Genomic DNA, 26754 nt, shown 5'->3' with positions numbered 1-26754 from the left:
TTCGTCCACACTATCTCGCCGATTCGTATTCGTCGTGGCGTTTCACCCAGTCCATCAGGTTGTGATGGGGCCCTGTTTCGTTACGGCCCCTGGGTGTCATGTCGAGCAGCATGTAGGTGCTGTCGACGAGTTCGTCGCCGCGCCCGTAGGTCGAATAGGTGTGGAAGATATCGCCACCGGCGTCTCGGTAGAACACGCTGAGACCGCTCAGATCTTCGATCGAGACATCGGTCTTGGTGAAGTTGTAGGTGACCGCGCCCTGAGCGATTTCCTCGGGTCGGAACGAGACATGATAGTCGTAGTTGAAGTCGCTTTCGTACGAGGATACCCACTTCGCGCGCCAGCCCATGCGCTTGCGATAGGCTTCGAGCTCGGCGAGCGGTGCGCGCGAGACTCGCACCAGGCTCACATCATGATGCTCAAGATGCACCAGCGTGCCTTCGATGTGGTCGGCCGTGAAGGAGCAACCGACGCAGCCCGCTTCCCAGCCGGGGCCGAACATGAAGTGGTGGACGATCAACTGGCTGCGCCCGTCGAACAGCTCGGCGAGCGTCTTGTGCCCTTCGGGCGTATCGAAGATATATTCCTTCTCGACTTTCACCCACGGCATGGCACGGCGCTTGGCGTTCAGGTCGTCGCGCAGGCGAGTGAGCTCCTTTTCCCTTGCTAGTAGTTCCTTGCGGGCGGCGAGCCATTCTTCACGGGAGACGACGGGTTGAGATATTTCATCGTGCGTTGACATGAGGATTTCTCCTTTTGTGAGGTTGCACGAGTTCATCGTCCTGGAGGAGTCGGATTCGACAGGTGCGCGAGTGCACGGCCGTTGACATACTTGCTAAAAGCAACTAATAGTTTGCTTTAGGCAACTTTTGGCAAGGGCTTCTTCCGTGGATACACATCAGCTTCTTGATGAGCGCGCCGGGATCGTGCGGAGCTTCAACCGTTTCTATACGCGGCAGATCGGGGTGCTGCACGAGCATCTTCTGGAGAGTCGGTTCTCTCTGACCGAGGTCCGCATCCTGTACGAGTTGGCACATCGGCCGTTGCTTACCAGTTCGGACCTCTGCCGGGAGCTTGGCCTCAATGCGGGTTACGTGAGCCGTGTTCTCAAAGGGTTCGAAACGCAAGGGCTCATCACCAGGTCTCCTTCGCCCTCCGATAGGCGTGCCGCCCAGTTACAGCTTACGGACTTGGGCAGGGCGACTTACATGCCGCTGGATGAGGCCTCCCAGAGTGAAGTCGTTGCCATGCTGAAGCGGCTTTCGGAGCCTGAGCAGCAGCAATTGATCGATGCCATGAACCAGATCAAGAGCCTGCTCAGCGAAGCGGATTCGAACTATGTGTTGCGCGACCCACAACCAGGCGACATGGGCTGGATCGTCCACCGCCAGGCGGTTCTGTATGCGCAGGAGTACGGCTGGAGCAGCGAGTACGAGGCATTGATTGCGGAAATCGCCGCGAAGTTCTTGCGTGATTTCGATCCGCGTGCGGAGCGGTGCTGGATCGCCGAGAGGAATGGACGAGTTGTTGGGTCCGTGTTCGTCGTCAAGGAAAACGAAACGACGGCAAAACTACGGCTCCTCTATGTCGACCCCAGCGCCCGAGGGCTTGGGATAGGTGGCCGCCTCGTAGACGAGTGCTTGAAATTCGCCCGCCAAGTCGGCTACGAGAAAATGGTCCTATGGACCAACAGCGTGCTCACCGGTGCACGAAGAATTTACGAAAGAGCTGGCTTCGAACTGATTGACGAAGCGCCGCATCACAGCTTCGGGAAGGACCTGATAGGCCAAGTCTGGAGTCGCGAACTTTAGCAAAAATAAGAGCGGCATGCGGCCAGCGCCGATGGCGCCGGCCGTGGGTAGGTCATGCCGCCGTCAGGTGGGCGATGGCCTGGCCCAGGTAGGCCTCTAGGCGCTCGTCCAGCCAGGTGCCTTCGCGCAGTGCGGGCTCCTGTGCGTTGGCCTGGCGGATCTTGCTGTGAGTGGCCGGGTCATCGCCGGCGAAGCGGCGCAGTAGCTCCAACCAGCGCCGTGCCAGACGCTGCACCTCGGGCGCTTCCGGGGCGATCCCCTGGTCCAGTCGTTGGCGCAGCTCGGCGATCAGCGGCGGCCACTCGGGCAGGCAGCGGGGATAGTGTTCGCGCATGTGGGCGAACTCCGCATCCGATAGGTGGCGGCGGTAAATCGCCAGCTTGCTCTCGGCGAAAGCCCGGGTCATGTATTCCGTCACCTGGGGCGAGACCCCGAGTTGTTGCTGTGCGGCGGGTTCGTTGGCATGCATGGCGTTCAGCTTGTCGAACAGCGTCGGGTCGGCGGCGGTGTCCCGCTCGAGCTGTGCCATCCAGCGCGCGGCCAGGGTCTGGGCCTTCGGATCCTGCGGAGACACGTTGCGGGCGAGCAACGCTTCGGCGGCTTCTATCATCTCCCGCCACGCCGGCTGTTGAGTCGCCTCGACCTGGTAGAGAGGCAGGCGGTCGAGTTCGTCACGCGAGAAATATCGGTCGTACATCGTCATCAGCTCCAGTGTATTCAGCCATTCGGTCAGGTCCGGCTCTTCGGTGTCGACGAACTGGCGATGCAGCCGCTGGAGGCGGTCGAGCAGCCGAGTCTGCTGTGCGATCCGTTCTTCCAGCATGCCGATCTGCCGCTCGACGATGTTCGCCAGAGGCGGTTCCGGCCGATCCAACAGGTCTCCGATGTCGGCCAGCGACACGCCGAGGGAACGCAGCGCCTGAATGCGATGCAGACGCGCAATGTCCCGGCGGCTGTATAGCCGATAGCCGGCCTCGGAGCGCGTGGACGGCACGAGCAGACCGATGTCGTCGTAGTGGTGAAGCGTTCTAATGGTCAGGCCGCTGCGTTTGGCCAGTTCACCGATACGTAACAACATCGGGGGCTCCTCTCGTCCAGGCGAGATACAGGCTGGAGGCTCACGTCGCGTGAGGGTCAAGGGAGATTATAGGAAGATTACCGACGCGCTTGACGCCTCGATGATCGAGGTATAGGTTTCGAGGCATGACCCAAGCGAAAACCGAGACGGCCGCAGGCCGCAAGGTTCCCGACTACAGCGATCCCTCCTACTGGCGCGGCACGATCAAGATGTCGCTGTCGAAGTTCTTCGTGCTCAGCGTGCTGCACCGCAAGCCGATGCACGGCTACGAGGTAGTGCAGGCGGTGGAGAAGAGCACCAAGGGCTGTTGCAGCCCCTCGGAGGGTACGGTCTACCCGATGCTCAACGAGTTCGAGACGGGCGAGTATCTGAGCTCGACCGCCGAGGTGGTGCAGGGGCGAACGCGCAAGGTCTACGCGCTGACGGAAAAGGGGCGTGAGGCCTTCCAGGTGGCGGTGGATGCCTGGCTGGAAGCCACGGACTGCATCCTCGAGAGCCGCCGCATGGCGGGCGGGGCGAATAGCGACCGGGAGGGGAGCGAGACGTGAAGGCGAGTCTTTTTTCAGGCATTGATACCTCGATGGTCGAGGTAAATGGTGCATGAACCGTTCCCGAGTGGTGATCGCCTTGGGTGTTTCCCAGACCCTCGCCTGGGGCTCGACCTACTACCTACCGGCCATTCTGGCGGTACCCATGGCACGCGATCTCGGCCTTTCCACCGGGACGGTATTCGCGGCGTTCTCCTCGGCGCTGGTGGTGTCGGCGCTGTTGGGGCCTGCGGTGGGGCGGCGCATCGACGGCTTCGGTGGGCGCGACGTGCTGACGGTTTCCAGTCTGGTGTTCGCCCTGGGGCTGGTGCTGCTGGGGCTGGCAGACGGGCCCACGATGCTCTGGCTCGGTTGGCTGGTCATCGGCGTCGGCATGGGCATGGGGCTGTACGAATCGGCCTTTTCGACCCTGGCGGGGCTCTACGGCCGCGAGGCACGCGGCCCCATCACCGGCATTACACTGCTAGCGGGCTTTGCCAGCACGGTGTGCTGGCCGATCACCGGCTGGCTCAACGCCGAATTCGGCTGGCAGAACGCCTGCTTTACCTGGGCAGGGGTGCACCTGCTGCTGGGCTTGCCGCTCAACCGCCTGTTGATTCCCTTCGGCATCCAGCCGTCCGCACCCCGCGCCGAGACGTCGCCCTCCGAAGTCGAATCGACCTGGCTGCCCATGGCGCTGCTGGCCTTCGTCTTCGCTGTGACCTGGTTCGTCAGCACCGGCATGGCGGCGCATCTGCCATGGCTACTGCAGATTGCGGGCCTGTCGCCAGCTTCAGCCATCGCCGCGGCGGCGCTGGTGGGGCCGGCTCAGGTGGCGGCGCGTCTGCTCGAGTTCTCGCTGCTGCAGCGCTTCCACCCACTGCTTTCGGCAAAGCTGGCGGTCATCGCCCACCCAATCGGGGCGCTCGGCGTAATGACGCTGGGCACGCCGCTGACGTTCGTCTTCGTAGTGCTGCACGGCGCCGGCAACGGCATCCTGACCATCGCCAAGGGTACGCTGCCGCTGGTCATCTTCGGGCCGCAGGGCTACGGCCTGCGCCAAGGCGTGCTGATGGTACCGGCACGCTTCGGCCAGGCGCTGGCACCGCTGGCCTTCGCCCTTCTGATCGAGCAATTCGGTACCCAGGCGCTGTTGTTTTCCTCCGCCCTGGGGCTCGCGGCCCTGATGGCGATGCTTGTTCTACAAACCCACTCCATGAAGGAGGCGACATGAGGCTCCGAACGCTTACCGATCCTGACTACCTGCCGGCCCTCGACGAGCGCTTCGCTCGCCAGCGACCCGGTCAGGGCCTGCCCGATCCGCTGGGTCATCCGCCGCGTATCCTGCTGCTCTACGGTTCATTGCGCGAGCGCTCCTACTCGCGCCTGGCGGTGGAGGAGGCGGCACGGCTGCTGCGTCACTTCGGTGCCGAGACGCGCATCTTCGACCCTTCCGACCTGCCGTTGCCGGACCAGGTGGCCGGCGACGAGCACCCCGCCGTACGCGAACTTCGCGAGCTGGCCATCTGGTCGGAGGGCCAGGTGTGGTGCAGCCCCGAGCGCCACGGCCAGATCACCGGCGTGATGAAGACCCAGATCGACCACTTGCCGCTGAGCATGGGGGCGGTGCGGCCCACCCAGGGGCGCACGCTGGCGGTAATGCAGGTCAGCGGCGGCTCGCAGTCGTTCAATGCGGTGAATACCCTGCGCCTGCTGGGCCGCTGGATGCGCATGTTCACCATCCCCAATCAATCCAGCGTGCCCAAGGCATATCAGGAATTCGACGACGCCGGGCGCATGCGGCCCTCGCCGCTCTACGATCGCATCGCCGATGTGATGGAGGAACTGGTGCGCTTCACCCTGCTGCTGCGGCCCCACGCCGAAACACTGGTGGACCGCTACTCAGAGCGACGCGAAGCGGCGGGCGCCAAGTCCGACCCGGTAACGGACAAGGCGGCGGTCGGCCAGACCTCATAGCGTCGGGGTAAGACGGCAGTGGCTGTGTGATCGATAAGCAAAGGCCATCTCCCTTGAGGAAATGGCCTTGTTTCATCGCAACGTGCTGAGGGCGGCGACTCTCAGGCTGGCAATGGCATGCTGGGTGTGGTCATGCTGGCGTGGAGTTCACCGACCAGTCGATCGATATGCGCCAGGGCGCTCTCGACCGAGGCGGCCAGCTCCTCGCCACCTTCCTCCTGGTGCTCGACGGCGATGTCGTGGAAGCCGCCGATACCGATGAACTGCAGGGCGGTGCGCACGCTCGGCTCCAGGTGATTGAGTGCGGCAAGGGGGCGCCCCGGGCCGAAGTCGAAACCACCGCGGGAGGAGAGCAGCACCGCGTGGCGCGGACGGTCGGCCAACAATGGCACATAGCCCTCCAGCGGCAGGTGGGGATGGGCGACGTATTGCGGATCGAAGTCGACGGTGCGGCCGATGCGGACGATATTATCGATCCAGGACTTGAACGCGGCCGGCGGCCCGAAATTGTACATGGGCACGCCGAGCACCAGGATGTCGGCCTGGAGGACCTCGTCGACTAGCGCATCACTCTCGGCGAGCAGTTCTCTCATCGGTTCGGTTTGCTGCTTGGCGGGCGTGAAGGCGGCTTCGATCCATTCGACGCTGGTCAGCTGCGGAGGAGTCGCGCCGATATCGCGATAGACGACCTCGGCCTCCGGATCCAGTGTGCGCCAGCGGGAAATGAAGTGGTGGGTCAGGCGGCGGGTATGCGAGCCGTGGATCTGGCTGCCGGCGCGACCGGGTCGTGGGCTGGCATCGAGGTGAAGTAGGCGTGTCATGGGTGGCTCCTTTTCTGCAAATTGGCGTCGCTGAGGTGAATTGCTTTCAGCCGTTACTTGACAGCTCGTGTCATCAAGCCAGAAGCTCCATGGGAGCGACAAACGATGATTCTTTTCCGCTAAGGAAAAATTAAACTCAGCCATGACGCCACGCCGATTGCCCTCCCTTTCCGCCCTGCGCGCCTTCGAGGCGGCGGCGCGACACCTCAGCGCCAAGCGGGCGGCAGAGGAGCTCTCGGTGACGCCAACGGCGATAAGTCACCAGATTCGTCAGCTCGAGGAGAGCCTCGGCGTGGTTCTGTTCGTGCGGCGACCGCGACAGCTGGTGCTGACGGCGCAAGGGCAGACGCTTTTGGCGGTGCTGAGCGACTCCTTCGATGCCATCGCCGAGGTGGTGGCGAAGCTGCGTCGACCGTCGGCGCGCCACAGCGTGACGCTCTCGACCACGCCGGCCGTTGCCGCGCGCTGGCTACTGCCCTGGGTCTGCCTGCTGCGCGACGCGCATCCGGATATCGACTTGAGCATTCAGGTCTCCCACGAGTGGGTTGCCCTGGACGGCATCGTCGCCGACATGGCGATTCGCTATGGCGAGGGCCCCTGGCCCGGGCTGGTCGCGGAGAAGCTGTTCGACAATGTCTTCGTACCCGTCTGCAGCCCCGTACTGAGGCTTCGTGAACCCGCCGAACTGGTGAGCCAGACGCTGCTGCATTTCTCTTCGCCCAAGGCCGTCGCACCGGTGGACTGGGCGGCCTGGCAGCGTCAGGTCCAGGTGCCGGGTCTCGACGTCAGCGCCGGTCTGCTGTTCTCCGACGAGACCCATACCATCACCGCTGCGCTGGACGGCCAGGGCGTAGCGCTCATGAGCCGGCAACTGTTCGAGGAAGAGCTGCGCCAGGGGCGCTTAGTCCAGCCGTTCGGCCCCGAAATCAAGACCGCTCCCTTTCATTTGGTCTATCCACGCGAGCGACTCGAGGAGCCGGCCATCGCTGCCGTGCGTGACTGGGTCATGGGGTTGAGGGACGCCCCGTCCAGGGAGAGCGCCTGTCGGTCAATAGTCGAGGGCCAGTCGTAGCCTGTCCTTGTGCTGAATGCCGTTCTCAAAGATCGGCTCGTCGTAGTGGGTCAGAAAGTGATCCCGTTCCACGGCGACGACCCGAAACCCCGCACGCTGGTAGAATGCGAGCTGATAGCCGAAGGTGCCGGTGCCCAGCTCCAGGCGCCGCGCGCCCAGTTCGCGGGCCATGTTCACGGCATGCTTCAGCAGCTTCGCGCCGATGCCTTTTCCTCGATGCTCCGGGGCGACCGTGATGTTCATCAGCTCATGAATGCCGTCGCCAATGGGCTGGATGACATAGGCGCCGATAGTTTCCTCCCCCACTGTTGCGACACAGCAAGTCGAATGCTTGAGGTAGCGCCTGATGTTGTCCGCCGAAGGGTCCGCTTCCAGCAGGAGTTCGAAAGGCGCTTCGGCGTTGGGTACTGGCTTGATCACCATGCCTGGATTCCTGATAAACGATTCAAGAAGTTGCTGGGGTTAAGGGCTCTAGCAGTGCGAGCTTGTCGGGATTGCGCACGATGAAGATATCCGTGACCCCGCCGTCAGGATCGTAGCCGAAGGTGACTGCGGCCGTGACGCTGCCCCGCTGCTGCAGGACGATGCCGCGCAGGCCGTTGATATCGGCCTCGAGCCATTGGTAATCGGCCCAGTAGTCATGCAGCCGGTTCGTCAGGAAGGCCAGCACATCCGCCTGGCCATGTAATGGCTCGGGTATGGTGGGCACCTTGCCGCCGCCGTCGGCGCTGAGGCGAATCTCGGCCGAAAGCAAGGCGGCGAGCTGTGACGTGGCACCTTCGGTAATGGCGAGTCGGAACGCCTCCAGAAGCGCCTGCTGGCGTTCGCGAGGCGGGGCATGTCGAGCCTCGGTGATCTTGAGATTGCCACGCGCACGGGACACGAGCTTGCGACAGGCGGGTTCCTTGATGCCGAGCATGGCGGCGATCTCGGCATACGAGGTGTCGAAGATCTCGTGCAGCAGGTAGGCGGCGCGTTCCCTGGGCGACAGCCGCTCAAGCATCAGCAGGAAGGCGGTGGAGAGCGAGTCGGCCAGCAATGTGCCGCCCTCCGTGTCGGAAACGGCGGGCGTCGGGATGGGCTCGGGCAGCCAGGCGCCGACATAGTCGACCCTGGCCCGGTGGGCGTTGCTCAGCAGATCGAGGCAGCGCCGCGTGCAGGTCGTGGTCAACCAGGCGGCGGGAGCCTCGATGGTTTGTCGGTCCGCCGCCTGCCACTTGAGGAAGGTGTCCTGCACCGCATCCTCGGCATCCGCGCGCGAGCCGAGGAGGCGATAGGCCAGTCCCACCAACATGGGCCTGGCCTTTTCGAAATGGAGTAGGTCCGCAGGTGACATCATGGAGTCTCGGTGGCTGGGGTACCCTTGGCCCAGGCCACGGTGGCGGCGTGGATCTCGGGCGGATGAGCGAGCAGTGGCGACACTGCGGTGACATAGGCGTCGTAGGCCGGCCCCTGCATGAAGGCCTGCGGATCCACACCGTCTGCATAGCGCTGGAAGACGCGGATCGTGTCGGGATCGGCATCATCGTAGCAGTAGAAATAGGCGTCGTGGGCCTGGCGCGCCTCGATGCTGGGCATCAGGTGGGCCTCCCAGGCGCGCCGCACCTCGTCGCGCTTGCCGGGCAGTGCCTTGTGCTTGATGAATAGAGTGTTCTGGCTCATGGGTCGCTCCTGAATCGTGGGGGTGAAGGCAGAGAGATGAAGGCCGAGAGGCCGTCACGGATATGACGATTCAGGAGTGGGACTTGTGACAGGGGCAGACGAATCCATCGCTTCCTCCTGCTGCGGATGGAGCGGCAGGAGGCGGCCATGCTCACGATATAAACCGATGTCGCGCAGCATACGGGGGGCGCACTCTCTCAGTGCGAGATGGTCCCGATAGCTGGCTGCGTTACGGCCTCTCTTCCGTCGGGCGATCAAGTTGCGCAGGTTCATGTCGTTTCCTCGACGCTGTTGTGTCTGCGCAACTTGCCGGGTCCTGCCGTGTGGCACACTCTGTTTATTGCCACCAAAGCCGATTCGATTTTCGTTGTCTTCCGTCAATGGTTGCAGGCAAATGAATCGTTTCCCCACGCTGCGGATGGAATGGCACGTTATGATCGTGCGATGCCCGTCGGCGACTCGATAGCGGCTCCACACGAAGGAGGACGGCCATGTTCCTATCGGCGCAGGATATCGAAGCCCTCGAGGGCGTCAGGAAGGTGCACTTGCTCAATGCCCAGGCCGTTCGCATCAACAAGTCGCTGGGCGATGCCGTGGGCATGACGCAGCTTGGAATCCATATGATCAGCGTGCCGCCCGGCCACTTCTCCACGGAGTACCACTGCCATCGCTACGAGGAGGAGGCCATCTACGTGCTTTCGGGGTGTGGCGTGGCCACCCTGGGCGACTGGAAGCAGCCTATCGCCCCCGGCGACTTCATCGGCTGTCCGACCAATGGCGTGGCGCACGAGATGTACAACGACGGTAACGAACCGCTGGTATGCCTGGTGATGGGCCAGCGGCTGGCGCAGGACGTTTCCGACTACCCCCGCCTGGGCAAGCGGCTGTATCGCAACAGCGGCGAGTGGGACCTGGTCGATTGCGATGCCATCGTGCGCGTGCAGCGCTAGATCAGCCTGGGGCTCCACGACCCCGAGACGACCCCGGTATCGGAAGCGGCCATGGGCCGTCGTCAGCAGTGTTTGAGGTGAGACGCGCTGCACCTGCTCGACGCCCATCCTGACGGCACATCGAACTAGCCAAGTTGCTCGATGATGAGGTTAGCCACCACGCGAACCGAGGGCAGCTGGCCGCGTCGATGTGGCATGAGCAGAGTGGTCGTTATCTCGCCGGCAGACCAGTCGGGGAGTATTCGGACCAACGTGCGGTCCGCCATCGCTGCGCGACACATGGAGCCAGGCAGGCAGGCAATGCCCAGCCCGGCAATCGCGCCCTCCAGGAGCCCTGTGCCTTCGTTGGCGTAATAGCGGGGCTGGGGTGTCACCACGGCGTTTTCTTCGCTGCTCGACAAGGTCCAGCTACGGTCATTCGGCGTGGTGAAAAGCCCGTCCATGGTGTCGATGTCGGCAGGAGTGGCAGGCAGCTTTCTGTCGGCGAAGTAGCCCGGTGACGCCACCAGCCAAAAGGTTTCGGTTCGGATGCGGCGCTGTACCAGACCGGAATCGGGCAGCGGACGCAAGTGATCGCGAATCGCGATGTCATAGCCCTCCTGGACGATATCGACGAAGCCGTCGGTGGCATGCAGAACGATGCGGATCTTGGGGTACGCCTTGGCGATGCGCGGCAGTAGCGTGGCCAGCGATTGCTGTGCCGTCGGCACCGAGGCCGTGATTCGGACCGTGCCGCTGGGCTCGGCGAGGCGCCCCAGAATAATATTCTCCGCGGCTTCCGCCTCGACCAGCATGGCGGCGGCGTGGCGATAGAGTTCCTGACCGAGTTCGGTCACGGTGAAGCTGCGGGTGGTTCGGTGGATCAGTCGTACACCAGCTCTTCGTTCCAGTTCCGCCACGCGCTTGCTGAGCGTCTGCTTTGGCAGACCGAGTGCCCGGCTGGCCGCGGTGAAGCCGCCGTGGTCCACGACCTGAACGAAGACTTGCAGGTCGTTGAGATTGAGTGCCATTTATTGTCTCCATGCAGAGATTAAGTATCAATTTTCCCCCGTCTACTAAGTAAATGTCCATGTAATTACTCTTTTCTCAGCGCATATGGCGCTCACAACACAAGAGGAAAGAGTCATGCAATACCAAGGAAAGAACGCCGTTGTTATCGGTGGTACCCACGGCATGGGCCTCGCCACGGCCAGGCTGCTGGTCGAGGGTGGAGCCCGTGTGCTGGTGACCGGGCGCAACGAGAAGCATCTTGAGGCCGCGCGCGACGCGCTGGGCGAGCGGGCCCAGGCGATTCGCTCCGATGCCGCCGACATGAACGACATCGCTCTGCTAGGCGCCGTGGTCGGGCAGCGACTCGGCTCCATCGACTTGCTTCATGTCAACGTCGGAATCGCCGAGCTCGAACCGTTCGAGCTGGTCACCGAGGCTTCCTACGACCGCCAGTTTGCGGTGAACACCAAGGGAGCCTTCTTTACCGTGCAGCGACTCTCGCCGCTGCTTCGTCGAGGCGGTGCCATCGTCATGACCTCCTCGGTGGCGGACGAGGGAGGCGAGGCCGGCATGAGCGTCTATAGCGCCACCAAGGCCGCCCTGGTTTCCTTCGCTTCCGGCTTCGCGGCCGAGCTGCTGACGCGGGGAGTCCGCGTCAATGTTGTCAGTCCGGGCTTCATCGATACACCCACCAAGGGCGTGGCTGGCCTGTCGCACGAGGAACGTGAGGCCTTCAAGCAGGTGGGCGACAGCGTGACGCCGATGCAGCGCAACGGTACCGCCGAAGAGGTAGCGCGCGCCGTGCTGTTCCTGGGCTTCGAGGCCACTTTCACGACCGGTGCGAAGCTCGCCGTGGACGGCGGGCTCGGCCAGAAAATTTCCGCTCCGCAATGAACTCAACCGGGGCGCACCCGTCGGAGCGCCCCTCATGGATTATCTCTTCAGGCGCGTTCGACCGGTTGGCTGAGCAGTGCCTGCCATTACCTGCGAGAGGAAGAGGGATGACTACCACGACGTCACTGCACGGGCCGGCATCGACCGATGACCGTGGCGAAAGCCCCAAAGCGGGGAGTCGCGAATGGTGGGGGCTCGCCATGCTGGCCCTTCCGTGCCTGCTCTATTCGATGGATCTGACGGTTTTGAATCTGGCCGTTCCGCACATCATCGCCGATCTCGGGCCGAGTGCGGAGCAGACGCTATGGATCATGGATATCTATGGTTTCGTCCTCGCCGGCGCCCTGATCACCATGGGCGCCATCGGCGATCGAATCGGTCGTCGTCTCCTGCTGATGCTGGGTGCTGCCGCCTTCGGTCTCGCTTCGTTCTTCGCGGCTTTCTCCAGCAGTGCCGAATTGCTGATCGCGGCGCGTGCCCTGCTGGGCCTTGCCGCTGCCACCCTGGCACCGTCCACGCTCTCGCTGATCCGCAGTATGTTCGGGGACGAACGCCAGCGCAGCTTCGCGATCGGCGTCTGGATGGCAAGCTTCGCCATCGGAGGGGCTATCGGCCCACTGGTCGGCGGGGTGCTGTTGGAATACTTCTGGTGGGGATCGGTGTTCCTGATCGCCATACCTGTCATGGTCATGCTTCTCACCGTCGGCCCCTTTATCCTGCCGGAGCACAGGGACGCTTCCGGCACGCGCATCGATGTGATCAGCGCCGTCATGTCGATCCTGACCATGCTGGCCCTGGTCTATGGGATGAAACACGTTGCCGTGGGAGATCTCAGTGCCATGTCTGTTGCTTCGCTGCTGCTAGGCGTGGGGCTGGGGTGGGCATTTGCACGCCGCCAGCAGCGACTTGTCAGTCCCATGATCGATATACGGCTGTTGCGCTCGTCACGCTTCCTAGTGGCGCTGCTGGTCAACCTGGCAGGCTTCTTCTTGGCATTCGGCACGCTGCTGATCCTGGCCCAGCATCTCCAACTTGTGGTTGGGATGGGGCCGATGGAAGCGGGGATGTGGACGCTGTTTTCGGCAATCGGCTTTGTGAGTGGCTCGTTTCTCGCTCCGGCCATGCTTCGCTTCCTGCAGTCGACAACCATCATGGCGTTCAGTCTTGTCATCGCAGCCTTCGGCTTTGGCCTGCTCGCCTATGCGCTGCTCGAGCAAGCATTCCCGCTGCTCGTGATCGCAACGTTCGTGTTCTCGATCGGGTTGGCGCCTGTGTTCACGCTTGCGACCGACCTGATCGTAGGCTCCGCTCCGGCGGAGAGGGCAGGTTCCGCTGCTGCACTTGCTGAAACCAGCTCTGAACTGGGCGGGGCGCTCGGGATTGCCGTGCTCGGTAGCATCGTTGTCGGCCTTTATCGCGCCAGGATCGGCCCGCTACTGCCTGACGAACTGTCGCCCGACGCCCTTGCGGGAGCGCGAGATAGCATCGGTGCTGCCATTGAAGCCTCGGCTGCGTTGCCGGGAGAGGCTGCAATACGCCTCGTGGCCGCGGCCCAGGACAGCTTTGCCGGAGCCTTCATGGTTGCCGCAATGATCGGAGTCGCCATGTCGATTATTGCCGCTGCTGTCGTAATGGCGCTCCGCAATGTCAGCGGCAGCGGCCATTAGCATCCGACGAAGCAGTGCACTTCGAGGCTGAGCGCTTCACTGCCGATTCGCTATGCATGATGCACGCAACGAAGGAGCTGGCTTCAGGTTGCCTTCGCACTGGTGGCCAGTCCCTGGGGCTGGCCGGCTAGGAAGTCCTAGCGGCACTTAGCCATATCGTTTTCTATCGGCGCTATCGCGTTCTGCCATCCGCTCGATTACGTTTGAAGAGACATGAGCTATCCGGAGCGCCCATGCCGCTCGACATCTTCCATCCCGCTGTCGGCCAGTGGTTCGAACGCGATCTCGGTGTGCCCACCGAGGTCCAGGCGCGCGCCTGGCCGGCCATCGGCGAGGGCGGACACGTTCTGATCGCCGCGCCCACCGGGTCGGGCAAGACGCTGGCGGCGTTTCTTGCCGCCATCGATGGGTTGGTGCGTCGTGGGCTGGAGAGTGAGCTGCCCGACGAAACCGTGGTGCTCTACGTCTCGCCGCTGCGGGCGCTCTCCAATGACATCCAGCGCAACCTGCAACTGCCCATCGTCGGCATCGGCGAGGCGCTCTCGACAGGGGGCCGGGAGGCACCTGAGATTCGCGCCTGGGTGCGCACCGGGGATACCTCCTCCTCGGAGCGCGAGCGCATGCGCAAGCGTCCGCCGCATATCGTGGTGACCACGCCGGAATCGCTGTACGTGCTGCTTACCTCCGAGTCGGGGCGGCGCATGCTGTCGAACGTGCGCACGGTGATCGTCGACGAGATCCACGCGATCGCCGGTACCAAGCGCGGCTCGCACCTGGCGCTGTCGCTGGAGCGCCTGGCCGGGCTGACGTCGCAGCCGCCGCAGCGCATCGGGCTTTCGGCGACGCAGAAGCCGGTCGAGGCGGTGGCGGCGTTTCTCACTGGGAAAGCCGAGTGCACGATCATCGATACCGGCCACGTGCGCGAGCGCGACCTGGCCATCGAGGTGAGCGGTTCGCCGCTTACCGCGATCATGGCCAACGAGGTATGGGAGGAGGTCTACGACCGCCTGGCGGCGCTGGTGCGTGAGCATCGCACCACGCTGATTTTCGCCAATACCCGGCGCGTCTGCGAGCGGGTGGCCCGACACCTCGCCGACCGGCTCGGTGAGGAGTGGGTGACCTCGCACCACGGCAGCCTGGCCCGCGAGCATCGCCTGGACGCCGAACAGCGCTTGAAGCAGGGCGAGCTGCGCGCGCTGGTGGCTACCGCCTCGCTGGAGCTGGGTATCGATATCGGCGAGGTGGACCTGGTCTGCCAGCTCGGCTCGCCGCGCTCGATGTCGGCCTTCCTGCAGCGGGTGGGGCGCTCCGGCCATGGCGTGGGGCGCGTGCCCAAGGGGCGCCTGTTTCCGCTGACCCGCGACGACCTGGTGGAAAGTACGGCATTGATGGGTGCGGTGCAGGCCGGCGAGCTCGATCGGCTGCACATCCCCGAGGGGCCGCTCGACGTACTGGCTCAGCAGATCGTTGCCGAGGTTGCCGGGGCGGGCGAGACCGACGAGGCAGAGCTGTTCGAGCGCATCCGTGACGCCTGGCCCTACCGGGCGCTGACGCAGGAGAGCTTCGACGCGGTAGTGCAGATGCTCGCCGACGGCTATACCACCCGGCGCGGACGGCGCGGCGCCTACCTGCATCGCGACCGGGTCAATGGCCGCCTGCGTCCGCGGCGCAACGCGCGGCTCGTCGCCCTGACCAACGGCGGGGCGATTCCCGACCACTTCGACTACGACGTGATCCTGCAGCCCGAGGAGATTCGCGTCGGTACCGTCAATGAGGACTTCGCCTTCGAGAGCATGCCGGGCGATATCTTCCAGCTCGGCAACCAGGCCTACCGTATCCTCAAGCTCGCCACCGGCAAGCTCTATGTCGAGGACGCCCGCGGTGCGCCGCCGAGCATTCCGTTCTGGTTCGGCGAGGCGCCGGCGCGCACCGCGGAACTCTCCGAAGCGGTGTCGCGCCTGCGCGAAGGCGTCGACCGGCAACTGGCCGAGGGCGACGAGAGCGTCGCCCAGCAATGGCTGGAAACCGAGTTTGGCCTCACGCCCGCCGCCGCCGATCAGCTCGTGTGTTACCTCGCCGTGGCGCGGGCGGCGCTGGGCCGGCTTCCTACCCAGCATCACCTGGTACTGGAGCGCTTCTTCGACGAGGCCGGCGACATGCACCTGGTGCTGCACGCGCCGTTCGGCTCCAAGCTCAACCGGGCCTGGGGCCTGGCGCTGCGCAAGCGCTTCTGTCGCAAGTTCAATTTCGAGCTGCAGGCGGCGGCGCTGGAGGACAGCATTGTGCTGTCGCTGGGGCCGACCCACAGCTTCCCGCTTGACGAGGTGTGGGGCTATCTCAACAGCAAGACGGTACGCGAGGTGCTGATCCAGGCACTGCTCGACGCGCCGATGTTCGGCTTGCGCTGGCGCTGGAACGCCTCGGTGGGGCTCGCCGTGCCGCGCACGCGCAACGGCCGGCGGCGCCCGCCGCAGCTGCAGCGCCAGGATTCCGAGGATCTGCTCTCGGTAGTGTTTCCCGATCAGCTCGCCTGCGCCGAGAACCTGGCTGGGGCGCGGGAGATTCCCGATCATCCGCTGGTCAGCCAGACCCTGCACGACTGTCTCTCCGAGGCCATGGACATCGAGGCCCTGGAGCGGCTGCTGGCGCAACTCGAAGCCGGTGAGGTCGCCGTCAGCGGGCGCGACTTGGCGGCGCCCTCGCCGCTCTCCGAGGAGGTGGTCAATGCGCGGCCCTACGCCTTTCTCGACGACGGCGCCCAGGAAGAGCGGCGCACGCTCAGCGTACGCACCGGCGATGCGTTCGATGTGGCAGAGGCCGCCGCGTCGGCGCGCTACGCCCCCGAGGTGGTGGCCCGCGTACGCGAGGAGGCCTGGCCGTTGCCGCGCGATACCGACGAGCTGCACGATGCCTTGGTGATGACGGGCTTCATTGCCACAAGCGAGACCGACGCCGACTGGCGCCCTTGGCTCGAGGCGCTAGCCGAGTCGCGGCGTGCCACCGTGGTCACGCCGCTTGGCGGCGAGCCACTGTGGGTGGCGGCGGAGCGCCTTGACGACTTGCTCGCAATCCACCCCGAGGCGCTACTCGAACCGATGATCGACGCGGTGGGCGAGGCACCGGAAAATGCCGACGAAGCACTGATCGAGCTGCTGCGTTCGCGGCTGGAAACGCTGGGGCCGGTCACGGTGGCAAGCCTGGCCACGCCGCTAGGCGTATCGATCGAGCGCACTATGGCGGCGTTGGCACGCCTGGAGGTCGAGGGCTTCGTGCTGCAGGGCGCTTTCCTGGGCGGCAGCGAGGTGGCCTGGTGCGAGCGGCGCCTACTGGCGCGACTGCATCGCTACGCCATCGACCGCCGGCGCGCCGAGATCGAGCCAGTGAGCATCCAGCATTACCTGCGCTTTCTGCTCGACTGGCACGGCCTCACCGAACGTCCCGAAGGGCCCGAGGCGCTGGTCGGTGCGGTGGAGCGCCTGGAGGGCTTTCCCGTTGCCGCAGGAGCCTGGGAGAGCGACGTGCTGCCGGCACGGGTGGCCGATTTCACCCCGCACATGCTCGACCAGTTGCTGGCCAGCGGCCGTTTCATCTGGCTGCGCCTGCTGCCGCCGCGCCTGGCGGAGGGGGATGAGCGCCAGCGACCCGGGCCGCTGCGCAACACGCCGATCGCTCTTATCGACCGCCAGGCGTTGGCCGACTGGCGCCAAGCCGCACCGCCGCCGGAATTGGACGAATTGCCACTATCCGGCGGGGCGCGCCGGGTGCTCGAGGCGTTGCAGGGCGGCGGAGCGATGTTCTTCACCGACCTGCTCGGTCCCACGCGCATGTTGCGCACTCAGGTCGAGGAGGCGTTGGGCGAGCTGGCCTCCTGGGGGCTGGTGACCTCGGACAGCTTCACCGGCCTGCGCGCCTTGACTGCCCCGGCCAGCAAGCGCCCTCCCATTGCCGCGAGCGGGCGTCGTCGGCGTCGACACGCACCGGGCGTGGATGCTGCCGGGCGCTGGTCGTGGCTACCCGCTCCCGAGCGGGAATCGTCCGCCGAGAAGCGCCGCATCACGACCGACATGGAGAGCCTGGAGCACATCGCCTGGGTGCTGCTGGAGCGCTATGGCGTGGTATTTCGCCGAGTGATCGAACGCGAGCCGGCGTTGCCGCCATGGCGCGAGCTGCTGTATGCCTATCGCCGCCTCGAGGCGCGTGGCGAGCTCCGCGGCGGACGCTTCGTGCAGCAATTCGCCGGCGAGCAGTTTGCCCTGCCGGAGGCGGTGGGTGCCCTCAAGGCCATGCGGCGACGGCCACCGGACGACACCCGGGTGGTGGTGGCCGGTGCCGACCCGCTCAACCTGATGGGCATCCTCACGCCCGGCATGCGGCTGCCGGCCGTCTCGGGCAACCGCCTGCTCTACCGCGACGGCGTGCCGGAGGCGGTGCTGCAGAACGGCGAGGTGCACTTCCTCGAGACGCTACCCGCCGAGGTGAAGTGGGAAGCACAACAGATGCTGCGCCGTGGTCCGGGATACCGTTCTTCCGTCCTGGTGTCGTCTGCTCCCGACGACTCCGCGCCGAGCGGTCACGACCGTGCGGTGGGGTCCCGCCTGCGCTCGCGCAGCTGAAACAAAAGAAGCAGCCCCTGGCACCGCAAGGTGCCGGGGGCTGTCGAACGATCTGTCGCGGGTCTGGATTACTTGCGCCGCACACGGTTCCGGTAAGGCTCGCGCTCATGCTCCTCGATACGCACTTCCTTGCGGATGGGGCGCCGCTGCTTCTCGCTCATGGCGTAGGCCAGAGCCAACAGTGCCACTGCGGCCACGCTCACGGTCAGCGCTTCGATGATTCCCATGCGCATGTCCTCCTGTGGGTGGATGGGGCGACCCCCGGGACGCTCACTGTCCCTACGAGAGGCGTGCCTACGAATTGAGGGTGGCAGTTTTCTCGCTGGTCGACAAATGCTTTGACCCAATGGATTCGATTAAGTTTTAACGCTGTGTTCACTAAAACGGCTGTGGTTGTCTGAGCCAGTGAGGGCTGCCAAGGTTCTTCAGGCAATCGCAGAATCGATGTCGTTTCGATGAACCGTCCTATTATTCCGTGACGTTCGTCATTACGTTAGAGGAGAGTGCAATGAAAGTGGTTACCGTACGCCGCCCCGGCGGCCTGGATCGTCTTGAGGTGGGCGAGCAGCCCGCGCCCGGTGAGCCGGAGCCCGGTGAGATTCGCGTCCGGGTTCATGCCAGCTCGCTCAATTTCCACGACTACGGCGTCGTCTCGGGCAACATGCCGACCGAGGATGGCCGCATCCCGATGTCGGATGGTGCCGGTGTGGTCGAGGCGGTCGGTGACGGCGTCGAGGAGTTTGCGGTGGGCGATGCCGTGGTCTCCACCTTCTTCCCCTACTGGCTCGATGGCCCGGCACGGGTGGGCGACTTCAAGACCACGCCCGGCGACGGCGTCGACGGCTACGCCCGAGAGCAGGTGGTGCGCCCGGCGACCTGGTTCACCCACGCGCCCGAGGGTTATAGCCATGCCGAGGCCGCGACCTTGACCACCGCAGGGCTGACCGCCTGGCGCGCGCTGGTGGTCGATGCCGGCCTCAAGGCGGGTGATACCGTCCTGACCCTGGGCACCGGCGGGGTGTCGATCTTCGCCCTGCAATTCGCCAAGGCAATGGGCGCACGAGTGATCGCCACGTCGTCTTCGGACGAAAAGATCGAGCGCCTGCAGCAGTTGGGCGCCGACCATACGCTCAACTACAAGGCAGAACCGGAGTGGGGCAAGCGCGTCAAGGAGCTCACCGAAGGGCGCGGTGTCGATCACGTGATCGAAGTTGGGGGGCCCGGCACGTTGCCGCAGTCCATCGAGGCGGTGCGCATCGGCGGCCACATTTCGTTGATCGGCGTGCTGACCGGCCGAGGCGGCGAGGTGCCCACCGCCAAGCTGATGGCCAAGCAGGCGCGCCTGCAGGGACTGATCGTCGGCAGCCGCATTCACCAGCAAGAGATGATCCGTGGCATCGAGGCCAGCGGCATGCGGCCGATCCTCGATAGCAGCTTCAGCCTCGACGAGATTGCCGATGCCTTCCGCCACGAAGAGGCCGGCCGCCACTTCGGCAAGATCTGTCTCGAATTCTGAGACCCGATCCTGGCGCAGGTATTACAGCTCGACGACCGCCTTGAACCCGCCCCAGAACATGCGCTTCATGTCGAAGGGCATGGTCTTGGGGTCGAAGCCGGCGATGCGGGGATCCTGCATCACCTTTTCGTTCACCTGGTCGCGCTGTTCCCGGGACTCGTAGACGATGTAGGAAAAGATCACCGTCTCGCCCTCCTTCAGGTCGACGCTCTGGGGAAACGAGGTCAGCTTGCCGGGCTGCACGTCGTCGGCAACGCACTCCATGTACTCCAGCGCACCGTATTCTCGCCAGACCTCGCCCGCCTGCCGGGCTATGGCAATGTACTCGTCGAGCTTGTCCTTGGGGACCGGCAGCACGAAACCGTCGATGTATTTCATCATTTTTCTCCCTATAGCGTGCCCAGGCGGCGAAAGCGCTCGATCGCCGCGCCCGTTGAAATCCTCGAAATCCTACTGCTGCAAGCGAATGCTTACTCCGCCTTGTCGTAGTTGATCATCCAGGCAACGCCAAATCGATCCACCAGCATGCCGAAGCGATGCGCCCAGAAGGTTTCCTCGAGCGGCATCTGCACGGTGCCGTTGTCGGCCAGGGCGTTGAAGAGCCGCTCGGCTTCCTGTACGGAATCGACGCCGACCGCAATGCTCGCACCCTTGATGCCTTCGTAGGGCGCTGGGCACATGGGAGAGTTGTCCGAGGCCATCAGCATCTGGCTGCCGATGCGTAGCCGGGCGTGCATCACCAGGTTGCGGGCTTGCTCGGGTATTTCCATACCCTCGCTGTCGGGCATCTCGGCGTAGGTGGCCATGGCCTCGAGCTTGGCGTCAAAGCAGCGCTGATAGAAATCGAAGGCATCGCGGCAGTTGCCGTCGAAGATCAGGTAGGTGGAAAGCTGCATGGTGGGTCTCCAGAGGGTTGTTGTTGGTGTTACTCCTCTTCGTCGATTCACCGTAGTCGATTTCGACTCGATCGCTCACTTTCTTTCTGCCGATCGGTGGGGCGGCAGCGCTTCAAGGACATTATGTTCGCAGGAGAAGCTGTCGAGATTGACTTTTCAGGTAAGTAAGCGCTCACCGGGGCGCCGCTTCTGACTGGAGGGTAGCAGGGCGTTTGAGCATGCTGAATAGGAAACGGTGCTGCCAAGAGGGCGGCACCGTTTCCTGACGGTCAGGTGCGGTTGATCGAGACGCCGCCGTCGACCGGCATCGCCGCCCCGGTGACGAAGCTCGCTGCGTCGGAGGCGAGATACAGGGCTGCCTGGGCGATCTCCTCCGGCTTGGCCATTCGCTTGAGTGCGTGCAGACCTTCGACAAAGGCCAGTACTTCCGGACCGGCATCGGGCGCATTGGTGATGCTCGCGGGCGTGTCGGTGCCGCCGGGCAGTAGCGCGTTGGCACGGATGCCATGCGCGCCCAGCTCCACGGCGAGGCATCTCACCAGGCCGAGAATACCGGCCTTGCCGGCGGCATAGGCTGCCATGCCCGGCATGCCGGCGGTATGGCCGACGAAGCTCGACGTGAACAGCAGGCAACCGCCGCCACGCTGTAGCAGCGCGGGAATCTGGTACTTGGCGCCGAGGTAGGCGCCGGTCAGGTTGATGTCGATCACGTCATGCCAGTCGCTCGTCGCCAGGTCGTGCACCGGCTGTGAGGGGCCGACCATACCGGCATTGTTGAAGGCGATATCCAGGCCGCCGAAGCGCTCGACGGCAGTTTCGACCAGGCGTTGAGCCAAAGGCTCGTCCCGTATGTCGCCGCTGACGGCCACGGCCGTGCCTCCGGCTTGCGCAATGGTGGCGACCAGGGCATCGAGTTCGGCCTGGCGGCGTGCGCTCACTACGACCCGCGCGCCTTCGCGAGCGAAGAGCAGGGCGGTGGCATGGCCGATTCCCGAGCTGGCTCCGGTGACGATGGCGACTTTTCCGGCAAGTGTGTTCATCTGGAAGTCCTCTATGGGTTGGCTGGGGACGTCGTCGCGTCCCCCATGCCGAACACTGAGGGAAAGCGCCGGTGGACTCACTCCGCTTCTTGCCGCTGAATCGAAAAGCCCAGGCAATGCTATGCTGCGGATGTTGCGAGGGGCTGGCTCGTTTTGAAAGCAAGGGACGGAGTGTGTCCGGCGGGCCCAAGGTTCATCCTGGACTCATGGATAACGCCGAACCCCCACGGAGGCCCGTCATGATCGAGACACCGACAGAGTCACTCGTCACCTTCGATTCCGATGAAACGAAATGGGCGGCGGTACTGGCCCGCGACGCGGCGGCGGAAGACGCTTTCGTCTATGCGGTGCGTACCACCGGGATCTATTGTCGTCCCACCTGCGCATCGCGCCGACCGCGCCGTGAAAACGCCGAATTTCATGCCGATGCGGCGGCCGCCGAGCAGGCCGGCTATCGGCCGTGCCAGCGCTGTCGACCCCAGGAGCTATCGTTGACCCAGCGGCACGTCCAGAGTGTCGCCAAGGCCTGTCGTCTCATCGAAACATCGGACGAACTCCCCTCGCTCGACGAATTGGCACAAGCCGCGGGCCTGAGCCGCTTCCATTTCCACCGTATATTCAAGTCGATTACCGGCCTGACGCCCAGGGCCTACGCCGTGGCATGGCGTGCCGAGCGGGTGCGGGCCGAACTGCTGAACAGCGAGACGGTGACCGAGGCAATCTACGAAGCGGGTTACCACTCCAGCGGACGCTTTTACGCCGATTCGACCCACATGCTTGGCATGACGCCGAAGCGATATCGTTCGGGAGGGGAGGGCATGAAGATCCACTTCGCTCTGGGCGAGTGCTCACTGGGCACGATACTGGTAGCGGCCAGCGAAAAGGGCATCTGCGCCATTTCCCTGGGGAACGATCCGGAACGGTTGTTGCAGGAGTTCCAGGATCGCTTCGCGAACGCCAACCTGGTCCCGGGGGGAGCGGATTTCGACGCCTGGGTGGCCCGAGTGGTGGGCTTCGTCGAGGCTCCCGGCGTCGGGCTGTCGCTGCCGCTGGACATTCGTGGCACTGCCTTCCAGCAGCGGGTCTGGCAGGCGCTGACCGAGATCCCGGTGGGTACCACCATCAGCTATGCGGAGCTGGCGGAGAAAATCGGCTCTCCTCGGGCGGTGCGCGCCGTGGCCAGGGCCTGCGCCTCCAATACCATTGCGCTCGCCATTCCCTGCCACCGGGTCGTGCGTACCGACGGGGCGCTCTCGGGCTATCGGTGGGGCGTAGAACGCAAACGGGCACTGCTCGAACGGGAAGCCGCCGGTCGGTCGGGCGTCTCGGGGGCTAGGATTCTTTACATGGAACCGACTTAGGAAATAGCCGGTGCAGGTACGCAACGCCACCGCTCGGGATGTCGCCGAGATGGCCGCGATATTGAATGCCTATGTTGTGGTGGGGGGTGTCACGGCCGTCGAAGCGCCCTTGAGCGAAGCGAAGGCCAGGGAATGGTATCTCACCGGAGAGCATTCCCTCTGCTGCGTCGTCGCCGAGGATCGCGATGGCAAGATGCTGGGCTTCCAGGCGTTGGACCTGAGCCAGTCGCTACCCGACGGCTGGGCCGACATCGCGACGTTCGCCAGAACCTTCCCCAGGCCGCCGGGGGTAGGCACGGCGCTTTTCGCCGCCACGTTCGAGCAAGCGCGGCGTGCCGGCCTGCATGCCATCAATGCCACCATCAGGGCCGACAATGCGGCAGGGCTCGCCTATTATGCCCGGCTTGGCTTCGAAACCTATGATGTATGGCGCGGCGTTCCCCTTCGGGACGGAACGCCGGTCGATCGTATCTTCAAGCGCTTCACCCTGTAGCGATGTCGAGCGGGTTCCTCTTTTCTTCCAGCGCTTCGGTGATTTCCGCTTGCGGGGTGCGTTCGAGGAAGGTCGACAGCACCACGTAGCTGCGGGTGGCCTTGACGCTCGGCAGGGCATAGAGCCGGGCGAGCAGGCCCTCCAGGGCACGGCTGCTGGCGCAGCGCACCTTGAGCAGCATGCAGGTATCGCCGGCCACGGAGTGGATCTCCTCGACTTCGGGCAGTTCCGCGAGCGCCAACAGTTCCTGTGTCTTGCCCCAGCCGGTGGAATCGACATGAACGAAGGCCAGGAAGGGCTTGCCCGTGGCGGGACCATCCAGTACCGCCACGGTGCCGCGGATGCGCCCCGTGGCACGCAGCCGTTTCACCCGTTCGTGCACGGCCGGAGCCGAGAGCCCGGCGCGGCTACCCAACTCGGCGTAGCTGAGTCCGGCATCCTGAGCCAGTTCACCTAATATTCTTCGGTCGAAGGCATCCAGCGGACGAGCCTCTTGGGCCTTGTCCCGAACGGTTTCTGTTTTTTCCAGGTTCGGCATTTTCGCAATTGCTCCGAATGAGATTCCTTTCTTCAATGTTAGTGTCTAACGTCATTTGGAGCGAGCTGTGATCACTCGTCCTCTTCTTTTATTGACCGTGGCCATTGCAGTGATCGGCGCCAATTCGCTGGCGCTGAGTCCCATTTCCGTGGCGGTGGCGGGATCGTTCCCGGGACGTAGTGCTGCCGACGTGATGACGGCAGCGGCGCTCTACGGCCTCGCCACGGCGGGCAGCGCGCTCTTCCTGGCTTCCATGGCCGACCGTGTCGGCGCCGAGCGCGCGCTGGTGCGTGCCTTGGTGACGTTGTCCACGGCGCTGGGGCTTGCCGCGTTCTCGCCTGGGCTCTGGATGTTGATCGCCGCTCAGGCCCTTGCCGGGCTGGCGGCGGGCGTGGCGCTACCGGCGATCTATTCGCTGACCGCCCAAGTGGCGAAGAAGGGGCACGAGAGCGAGACCTTGAGCTTCGTGCTGACGGGATGGACCCTGAGCCTGGTGGCGGGTGTCGGGCTCGCGGCGATGCTGGCCGACCTGGTGCATTGGCGGGCCGTGTTCGCGACGCTGGCAGTGGCGGCACTTTGCCTGGCGCTGGGGGTGGCAGGCTGCCGTGAATGGGGGGAGTCGGCTCGTACGGTTCTGCCGACCTCTCCGCTGACCGCGCTGCGAGTGTCCGGGGTGTCTGCCGTGCTGGTCAACGTAGGAGCCTTCATGACGGCGTTCTATGGCCTGTACTTCTACCTCGGCCCCCACCTGGGCGATGTCCTGCAGCGACCTGCCAGCTTCTCAGGCCTGGCCATTGCGATCTATGGCACCGGCTTCGGCATTGCCGCGCCGCTGGGGCGCTGGGTCGACCGCCACGATGCGAGCACGGCGGCCTGCGTCACCTTTGCCGGCTTGATCCTCGCCTACTTCGGATTGATGCTGACGGCGGCGTTGCCCCTGCTCCTGCTGGCCTTCTGCCTGGCCTGGGGCATCGGCAACCATGTCGGTCTCAACCTGCTGCTGCGCCGCTTGGGAGAACTCGACCCGGCGCAGCGCGGTGCGATCATGGGGCTCTACAGCGCCATCACCTATGTCAGCGTCTTCACCGGTGCGCTGCTCTACCGGCCGATCTTCCTGCACTTTGGCTTTGCCGCCTGCGCCTGGGCTTCGGCGATGCTCGTGTTGCCGGCGCTCGGCTGGGCATTGCATCAACGACGCAGTAGCCGGGCAGTGCCGAGCGCACCGGTAACGGCCCCGCCCACTGGGAAATCCGTTGCACAGCCACCCGCACGAAGGACATGAGCCGTGTTCGAATACACACTGATCCACTGGGGTACGTTTCTGTCTGCGGCTGTACTCCTGAACCTGTCTCCAGGGCCGGATATTGCCTACATCATGGGGCAAACGATACGCAGTGGCCGCAAGCACGGCTTCGCCGCCATGCTCGGCATCTGGACCGGCGCGGGCTTGCATGTGCTTATGGCAGCGATCGGGCTCTCGGCTATTCTTGCCACCTCTGCCCTGGCCTTTTCCGTCGTCAAGTGGGTGGGAGCGGCATACCTGATGTGGCTTGGCATCAAGTTGCTGCTATCTCGAGGCGAGCCACTCACCCATCGCGATGGGGGCGCTGGCCAACGCATGTTCCCTGTGTATTGCCAGGGGGTACTCGTTTCCGCGTTGAATCCCAAGGTGGCGATATTTTTCCTCGCGTTCTTGCCTCAGTTCGTTGTGGAGGGCGCCGGTCATCCGAGTGCCCAGCTTTTCCTGCACGGCATTCTGGTCATCGCTGTTGCCGCGTTCATAGAGCCACCTTTAGTAATGGTTGCTGCAAAGCTGGGCGATTTCTTGAATAAGAGGCGGAGGGTCGGCCTGTGGATGGACAGGAGCCTTGGCGTTCTGTTCGTCGTCTTGGGGGCACGGCTTGCCGCTAGCGCCAGGTGAAAAGCGGTCGAACGGTATGCGACCGCACGCTCAGGCTGAGGAGAAATAGGCCACCATCTTGAGATGCCGGTGCTCGTCGACGATCAGCGTCTCGTGATCGTAATCCCGCTGAGTGCCGTCGGCATCCGCTATCGTGCCGATACCGTGCCCGAAGGTCTCCAGGTCCGGCTTTTCCCACCAGCGGCGGAAATCCGGTGACAACACGGTCAGTTCCTTGATCAACGCCTGCATCGCCGGGTCTTCGGGGGCGGCCGCCAGGTCGCAGCGAAACTGGGCGAGCAGTCTGTAGGCATCTCGATGCCAGGCGGGTAGGCGCCTGCGCAGGGTCGGGTCGGCGTAGACCATGCGCAGGATGTTGCGCTCCGGTAGCGCGCGGCCGGCGAAATCGAGCAGGCGATCTGCCTCTGCGTTCCAGGCGATGACGTCCCAGCGCAGGTTCATCACGTAGACGGGGCGGGCCAGGCCGTCCATCAGCGTCTGGATCCGCGGCGGGATGAATTGCCACTGATATGCCTCCACCGGGGGTGGGCGTCGGTGGGCAAGGAGGAACAGGTGGCAGCATTCGGCGTCGTCAAGCTTGAGGGCTTGGGAGACGCGAAGCAGAAAGCTCTCCGAGACGTTGATGTCGCGTCCCTGTTCGAACCAGGTGTACCAGGTCAGGCCCACACCGGCGAGAGTGGCTACTTCCTCCCGGCGGAGCCCCGGCGTGCGCCGCCGCCCGGCAGATGACAGCCCCACGTCGGCCGGCGTCAGCTTGTGGCGATGGTGAAGCAGGAACTCGGTGAGTTCGCTGCGCGTGCGTTCGAGGCTTCTTCCGCTCATGCCGGTGTCCTTGGCCGTTGCCGATAGTAATAGGATAACTGGCTATATTGTACCCCCATAAAGTGAGCCCGAGTATGTCGTTTCCGATCCTTTCTCAGGAGGCGA

General features: G+C 64.3%; 27 protein-coding genes. 14 read left to right on the top strand and 13 right to left on the bottom strand.

What is annotated here, in order from left to right:
* Window positions 1-10: 10 nt before the first annotated feature.
* Entirely contained in the window at window positions 11-742 is a 732-nt protein-coding gene (locus CYJ07_RS06500; protein WP_104202861.1) for a DUF899 domain-containing protein, read from the bottom strand.
* A 145-nt stretch (window positions 743-887) separates the two neighbouring features.
* Between CYJ07_RS06500 and CYJ07_RS06495 the strand changes: the two genes are divergently transcribed.
* Window positions 888-1811: a bifunctional helix-turn-helix transcriptional regulator/GNAT family N-acetyltransferase gene (locus tag CYJ07_RS06495; RefSeq protein WP_104202860.1), complete on the top strand. Its 924-nt coding sequence runs from the start codon at window positions 888-890 to the stop codon at window positions 1809-1811.
* 52 nt (window positions 1812-1863) lie between these two features.
* On the opposite strand, the gene CYJ07_RS06490 is transcribed toward CYJ07_RS06495, so the two are convergent.
* Window positions 1864-2889 carry a MerR family transcriptional regulator gene (locus tag CYJ07_RS06490; RefSeq protein ID WP_104202859.1) on the bottom strand — a complete coding sequence of 342 codons (1026 nt, stop codon included), beginning with the start codon at window positions 2887-2889 and terminating at the stop codon, window positions 1864-1866.
* A gap of 125 nt (window positions 2890-3014) precedes the next feature.
* Here CYJ07_RS06490 and CYJ07_RS06485 point away from each other — a divergent pair, with 125 nt between their 5' ends.
* From CYJ07_RS06485 to arsH, 3 genes are read left to right on the top strand one after another with little or no spacing between them, the layout of a single operon-like run.
* Window positions 3015-3437 (top strand): PadR family transcriptional regulator, encoded by a 423-nt coding sequence (locus tag CYJ07_RS06485; protein ID WP_104202858.1) that lies wholly within the window; start codon window positions 3015-3017, stop codon window positions 3435-3437.
* Between the two features lie 52 nt (window positions 3438-3489).
* On the top strand, window positions 3490-4650 hold the full coding sequence (locus CYJ07_RS06480) for an MFS transporter (RefSeq protein WP_104202857.1): 1161 nt from the start codon (window positions 3490-3492) through the stop codon (window positions 4648-4650).
* Window positions 4647-5393, top strand: a complete 747-nt coding sequence (gene arsH, locus CYJ07_RS06475; protein WP_104202856.1) for an arsenical resistance protein ArsH — start codon at window positions 4647-4649, stop codon at window positions 5391-5393. Before CYJ07_RS06480 ends, arsH begins: the two co-directional genes overlap by 4 nt.
* 101 nt (window positions 5394-5494) lie before the next feature.
* On the opposite strand, the gene CYJ07_RS06470 is transcribed toward arsH, so the two are convergent.
* A complete protein-coding gene (locus CYJ07_RS06470) occupies window positions 5495-6214 on the bottom strand; it encodes an FMN-dependent NADH-azoreductase (protein ID WP_104202855.1) in 720 nt (239 codons plus the stop codon).
* 142 nt (window positions 6215-6356) lie between these two features.
* Between CYJ07_RS06470 and gcvA the strand changes: the two genes are divergently transcribed.
* Window positions 6357-7286, top strand: coding sequence for a transcriptional regulator GcvA (gene gcvA / locus CYJ07_RS06465; RefSeq protein ID WP_104202854.1), 930 nt, complete (start codon window positions 6357-6359; stop codon window positions 7284-7286).
* Here gcvA and CYJ07_RS06460 read toward each other — a convergent pair.
* From CYJ07_RS06460 to CYJ07_RS06450, 3 genes are read right to left on the bottom strand one after another with little or no spacing between them, the layout of a single operon-like run.
* On the bottom strand, window positions 7263-7709 hold the full coding sequence (locus tag CYJ07_RS06460; RefSeq protein WP_104202853.1) for a GNAT family N-acetyltransferase: 447 nt from the start codon (window positions 7707-7709) through the stop codon (window positions 7263-7265). The two genes, gcvA and CYJ07_RS06460, sit on opposite strands and share 24 nt — an antisense overlap.
* 22 nt (window positions 7710-7731) lie before the next feature.
* Complete coding sequence (gene sigJ, locus CYJ07_RS06455) at window positions 7732-8622, bottom strand: RNA polymerase sigma factor SigJ (protein WP_104202852.1); 891 nt, start codon at window positions 8620-8622, stop codon at window positions 7732-7734.
* Window positions 8622-8948, bottom strand: a complete 327-nt coding sequence (locus CYJ07_RS06450) for a putative quinol monooxygenase (protein ID WP_104202851.1) — start codon at window positions 8946-8948, stop codon at window positions 8622-8624. Before CYJ07_RS06450 ends, sigJ begins: the two co-directional genes overlap by 1 nt.
* A 491-nt stretch (window positions 8949-9439) precedes the next feature.
* Between CYJ07_RS06450 and CYJ07_RS06445 the strand changes: the two genes are divergently transcribed.
* The gene (locus tag CYJ07_RS06445) at window positions 9440-9898 is read left to right on the top strand and encodes a cupin domain-containing protein (protein ID WP_104202850.1); all 459 of its coding nucleotides are present in this window, start codon (window positions 9440-9442) and stop codon (window positions 9896-9898) included.
* Between the two features lie 125 nt (window positions 9899-10023).
* Here CYJ07_RS06445 and CYJ07_RS06440 read toward each other — a convergent pair whose 3' ends face one another.
* Window positions 10024-10908, bottom strand: coding sequence for a LysR substrate-binding domain-containing protein (locus CYJ07_RS06440; RefSeq protein WP_104202849.1), 885 nt, complete (start codon window positions 10906-10908; stop codon window positions 10024-10026).
* 115 nt (window positions 10909-11023) lie between these two features.
* Between CYJ07_RS06440 and CYJ07_RS06435 the strand changes: the two genes are divergently transcribed.
* The 3 genes from CYJ07_RS06435 (at window position 11024) to CYJ07_RS06425 (ending at window position 18062) form a co-directional block, all read left to right on the top strand.
* A complete protein-coding gene (locus CYJ07_RS06435; protein ID WP_197038267.1) occupies window positions 11024-11782 on the top strand; it encodes an SDR family oxidoreductase in 759 nt (252 codons plus the stop codon).
* Between the two features lie 107 nt (window positions 11783-11889).
* Entirely contained in the window at window positions 11890-13449 is a 1560-nt protein-coding gene (locus tag CYJ07_RS06430) for an MFS transporter (RefSeq protein ID WP_104202847.1), read from the top strand.
* A 233-nt stretch (window positions 13450-13682) separates the two neighbouring features.
* Complete coding sequence (locus tag CYJ07_RS06425) at window positions 13683-18062, top strand: DEAD/DEAH box helicase (RefSeq protein WP_104202846.1); 4380 nt, start codon at window positions 13683-13685, stop codon at window positions 18060-18062.
* A 68-nt stretch (window positions 18063-18130) separates the two neighbouring features.
* On the opposite strand, the gene CYJ07_RS20265 is transcribed toward CYJ07_RS06425, so the two are convergent.
* Entirely contained in the window at window positions 18131-18289 is a 159-nt protein-coding gene (locus CYJ07_RS20265) for a hypothetical protein (protein WP_156085476.1), read from the bottom strand.
* A 281-nt stretch (window positions 18290-18570) separates the two neighbouring features.
* Between CYJ07_RS20265 and CYJ07_RS06420 the strand changes: the two genes are divergently transcribed.
* Complete coding sequence (locus CYJ07_RS06420; protein WP_104202845.1) at window positions 18571-19578, top strand: zinc-dependent alcohol dehydrogenase family protein; 1008 nt, start codon at window positions 18571-18573, stop codon at window positions 19576-19578.
* A gap of 21 nt (window positions 19579-19599) precedes the next feature.
* On the opposite strand, the gene CYJ07_RS06415 is transcribed toward CYJ07_RS06420, so the two are convergent.
* The 3 genes from CYJ07_RS06415 to CYJ07_RS06405 form a co-directional block, all read right to left on the bottom strand.
* On the bottom strand, window positions 19600-19956 hold the full coding sequence (locus CYJ07_RS06415) for a DUF1428 domain-containing protein (protein WP_104202844.1): 357 nt from the start codon (window positions 19954-19956) through the stop codon (window positions 19600-19602).
* A 92-nt stretch (window positions 19957-20048) separates the two neighbouring features.
* Window positions 20049-20474 carry a VOC family protein gene (locus CYJ07_RS06410; protein WP_104202843.1) on the bottom strand — a complete coding sequence of 142 codons (426 nt, stop codon included), beginning with the start codon at window positions 20472-20474 and terminating at the stop codon, window positions 20049-20051.
* Between the two features lie 269 nt (window positions 20475-20743).
* A complete protein-coding gene (locus CYJ07_RS06405) occupies window positions 20744-21514 on the bottom strand; it encodes an SDR family oxidoreductase (protein WP_104202842.1) in 771 nt (256 codons plus the stop codon).
* A gap of 239 nt (window positions 21515-21753) precedes the next feature.
* On the opposite strand from CYJ07_RS06405, the gene ada reads away from it, so the two are divergent.
* Window positions 21754-22875, top strand: a complete 1122-nt coding sequence (gene ada, locus CYJ07_RS06400; protein WP_104202841.1) for a bifunctional DNA-binding transcriptional regulator/O6-methylguanine-DNA methyltransferase Ada — start codon at window positions 21754-21756, stop codon at window positions 22873-22875.
* Between the two features lie 10 nt (window positions 22876-22885).
* A complete protein-coding gene (locus CYJ07_RS06395; RefSeq protein WP_104202840.1) occupies window positions 22886-23368 on the top strand; it encodes a GNAT family N-acetyltransferase in 483 nt (160 codons plus the stop codon).
* On the opposite strand, the gene CYJ07_RS06390 is transcribed toward CYJ07_RS06395, so the two are convergent.
* Entirely contained in the window at window positions 23358-23906 is a 549-nt protein-coding gene (locus tag CYJ07_RS06390; protein ID WP_104202839.1) for an Lrp/AsnC family transcriptional regulator, read from the bottom strand. The two genes, CYJ07_RS06395 and CYJ07_RS06390, sit on opposite strands and share 11 nt — an antisense overlap.
* Before the next feature lie 67 nt (window positions 23907-23973).
* On the opposite strand from CYJ07_RS06390, the gene CYJ07_RS06385 reads away from it, so the two are divergent.
* Together CYJ07_RS06385 and CYJ07_RS06380 are read left to right on the top strand one after the other, a co-directional pair.
* Window positions 23974-25188 carry an MFS transporter gene (locus CYJ07_RS06385; RefSeq protein WP_231489555.1) on the top strand — a complete coding sequence of 405 codons (1215 nt, stop codon included), beginning with the start codon at window positions 23974-23976 and terminating at the stop codon, window positions 25186-25188.
* A gap of 3 nt (window positions 25189-25191) precedes the next feature.
* Entirely contained in the window at window positions 25192-25827 is a 636-nt protein-coding gene (locus CYJ07_RS06380) for a LysE family translocator (RefSeq protein WP_104202837.1), read from the top strand.
* 30 nt (window positions 25828-25857) lie between these two features.
* Here the strand turns inward: CYJ07_RS06380 and CYJ07_RS06375 are convergent, their stop codons facing one another.
* A complete protein-coding gene (locus CYJ07_RS06375; protein WP_104202836.1) occupies window positions 25858-26649 on the bottom strand; it encodes a helix-turn-helix transcriptional regulator in 792 nt (263 codons plus the stop codon).
* Window positions 26650-26754: the final 105 nt, after the last annotated feature.

The sequence above is a fragment of the Billgrantia saliphila genome (assembly GCF_002930105.1).
In the GTDB taxonomy this organism is placed as follows: Bacteria; Pseudomonadota; Gammaproteobacteria; order Pseudomonadales; family Halomonadaceae; genus Halomonas; species Halomonas saliphila.
Note: the sequence above shows the minus strand (reverse complement) of the source record. Positions and strands in the feature narration are given on the sequence as shown.

What these genes read in the sequence shown, in the direction of transcription:
- CYJ07_RS06500 (WP_104202861.1), bottom strand. Translation starts at nt 742, where the DNA reads ATGTCAACGCACGATGAAATATCTCAACCCGTCGTCTCCCGTGAAGAA.
- CYJ07_RS06490 (WP_104202859.1), bottom strand. Translation starts at nt 2,889, where the DNA reads ATGTTGTTACGTATCGGTGAACTGGCCAAACGCAGCGGCCTGACCATT.
- CYJ07_RS06485 (WP_104202858.1), top strand. Translation starts at nt 3,015, where the DNA reads ATGACCCAAGCGAAAACCGAGACGGCCGCAGGCCGCAAGGTTCCCGAC.
- CYJ07_RS06480 (WP_104202857.1), top strand. Translation starts at nt 3,490, where the DNA reads ATGAACCGTTCCCGAGTGGTGATCGCCTTGGGTGTTTCCCAGACCCTC.
- arsH (WP_104202856.1), top strand. Translation starts at nt 4,647, where the DNA reads ATGAGGCTCCGAACGCTTACCGATCCTGACTACCTGCCGGCCCTCGAC.
- CYJ07_RS06470 (WP_104202855.1), bottom strand. Translation starts at nt 6,214, where the DNA reads ATGACACGCCTACTTCACCTCGATGCCAGCCCACGACCCGGTCGCGCC.
- gcvA (WP_104202854.1), top strand. Translation starts at nt 6,357, where the DNA reads ATGACGCCACGCCGATTGCCCTCCCTTTCCGCCCTGCGCGCCTTCGAG.
- CYJ07_RS06460 (WP_104202853.1), bottom strand. Translation starts at nt 7,709, where the DNA reads ATGGTGATCAAGCCAGTACCCAACGCCGAAGCGCCTTTCGAACTCCTG.
- sigJ (WP_104202852.1), bottom strand. Translation starts at nt 8,622, where the DNA reads ATGTCACCTGCGGACCTACTCCATTTCGAAAAGGCCAGGCCCATGTTG.
- CYJ07_RS06450 (WP_104202851.1), bottom strand. Translation starts at nt 8,948, where the DNA reads ATGAGCCAGAACACTCTATTCATCAAGCACAAGGCACTGCCCGGCAAG.
- CYJ07_RS06445 (WP_104202850.1), top strand. Translation starts at nt 9,440, where the DNA reads ATGTTCCTATCGGCGCAGGATATCGAAGCCCTCGAGGGCGTCAGGAAG.
- CYJ07_RS06440 (WP_104202849.1), bottom strand. Translation starts at nt 10,908, where the DNA reads ATGGCACTCAATCTCAACGACCTGCAAGTCTTCGTTCAGGTCGTGGAC.
- CYJ07_RS06435 (WP_197038267.1), top strand. Translation starts at nt 11,024, where the DNA reads ATGCAATACCAAGGAAAGAACGCCGTTGTTATCGGTGGTACCCACGGC.
- CYJ07_RS06430 (WP_104202847.1), top strand. Translation starts at nt 11,890, where the DNA reads ATGACTACCACGACGTCACTGCACGGGCCGGCATCGACCGATGACCGT.
- CYJ07_RS06425 (WP_104202846.1), top strand. Translation starts at nt 13,683, where the DNA reads ATGCCGCTCGACATCTTCCATCCCGCTGTCGGCCAGTGGTTCGAACGC.
- CYJ07_RS20265 (WP_156085476.1), bottom strand. Translation starts at nt 18,289, where the DNA reads ATGGGAATCATCGAAGCGCTGACCGTGAGCGTGGCCGCAGTGGCACTG.
- CYJ07_RS06420 (WP_104202845.1), top strand. Translation starts at nt 18,571, where the DNA reads ATGAAAGTGGTTACCGTACGCCGCCCCGGCGGCCTGGATCGTCTTGAG.
- CYJ07_RS06415 (WP_104202844.1), bottom strand. Translation starts at nt 19,956, where the DNA reads ATGAAATACATCGACGGTTTCGTGCTGCCGGTCCCCAAGGACAAGCTC.
- CYJ07_RS06410 (WP_104202843.1), bottom strand. Translation starts at nt 20,474, where the DNA reads ATGCAGCTTTCCACCTACCTGATCTTCGACGGCAACTGCCGCGATGCC.
- CYJ07_RS06405 (WP_104202842.1), bottom strand. Translation starts at nt 21,514, where the DNA reads ATGAACACACTTGCCGGAAAAGTCGCCATCGTCACCGGAGCCAGCTCG.
- ada (WP_104202841.1), top strand. Translation starts at nt 21,754, where the DNA reads ATGATCGAGACACCGACAGAGTCACTCGTCACCTTCGATTCCGATGAA.
- CYJ07_RS06390 (WP_104202839.1), bottom strand. Translation starts at nt 23,906, where the DNA reads ATGCCGAACCTGGAAAAAACAGAAACCGTTCGGGACAAGGCCCAAGAG.
- CYJ07_RS06375 (WP_104202836.1), bottom strand. Translation starts at nt 26,649, where the DNA reads ATGAGCGGAAGAAGCCTCGAACGCACGCGCAGCGAACTCACCGAGTTC.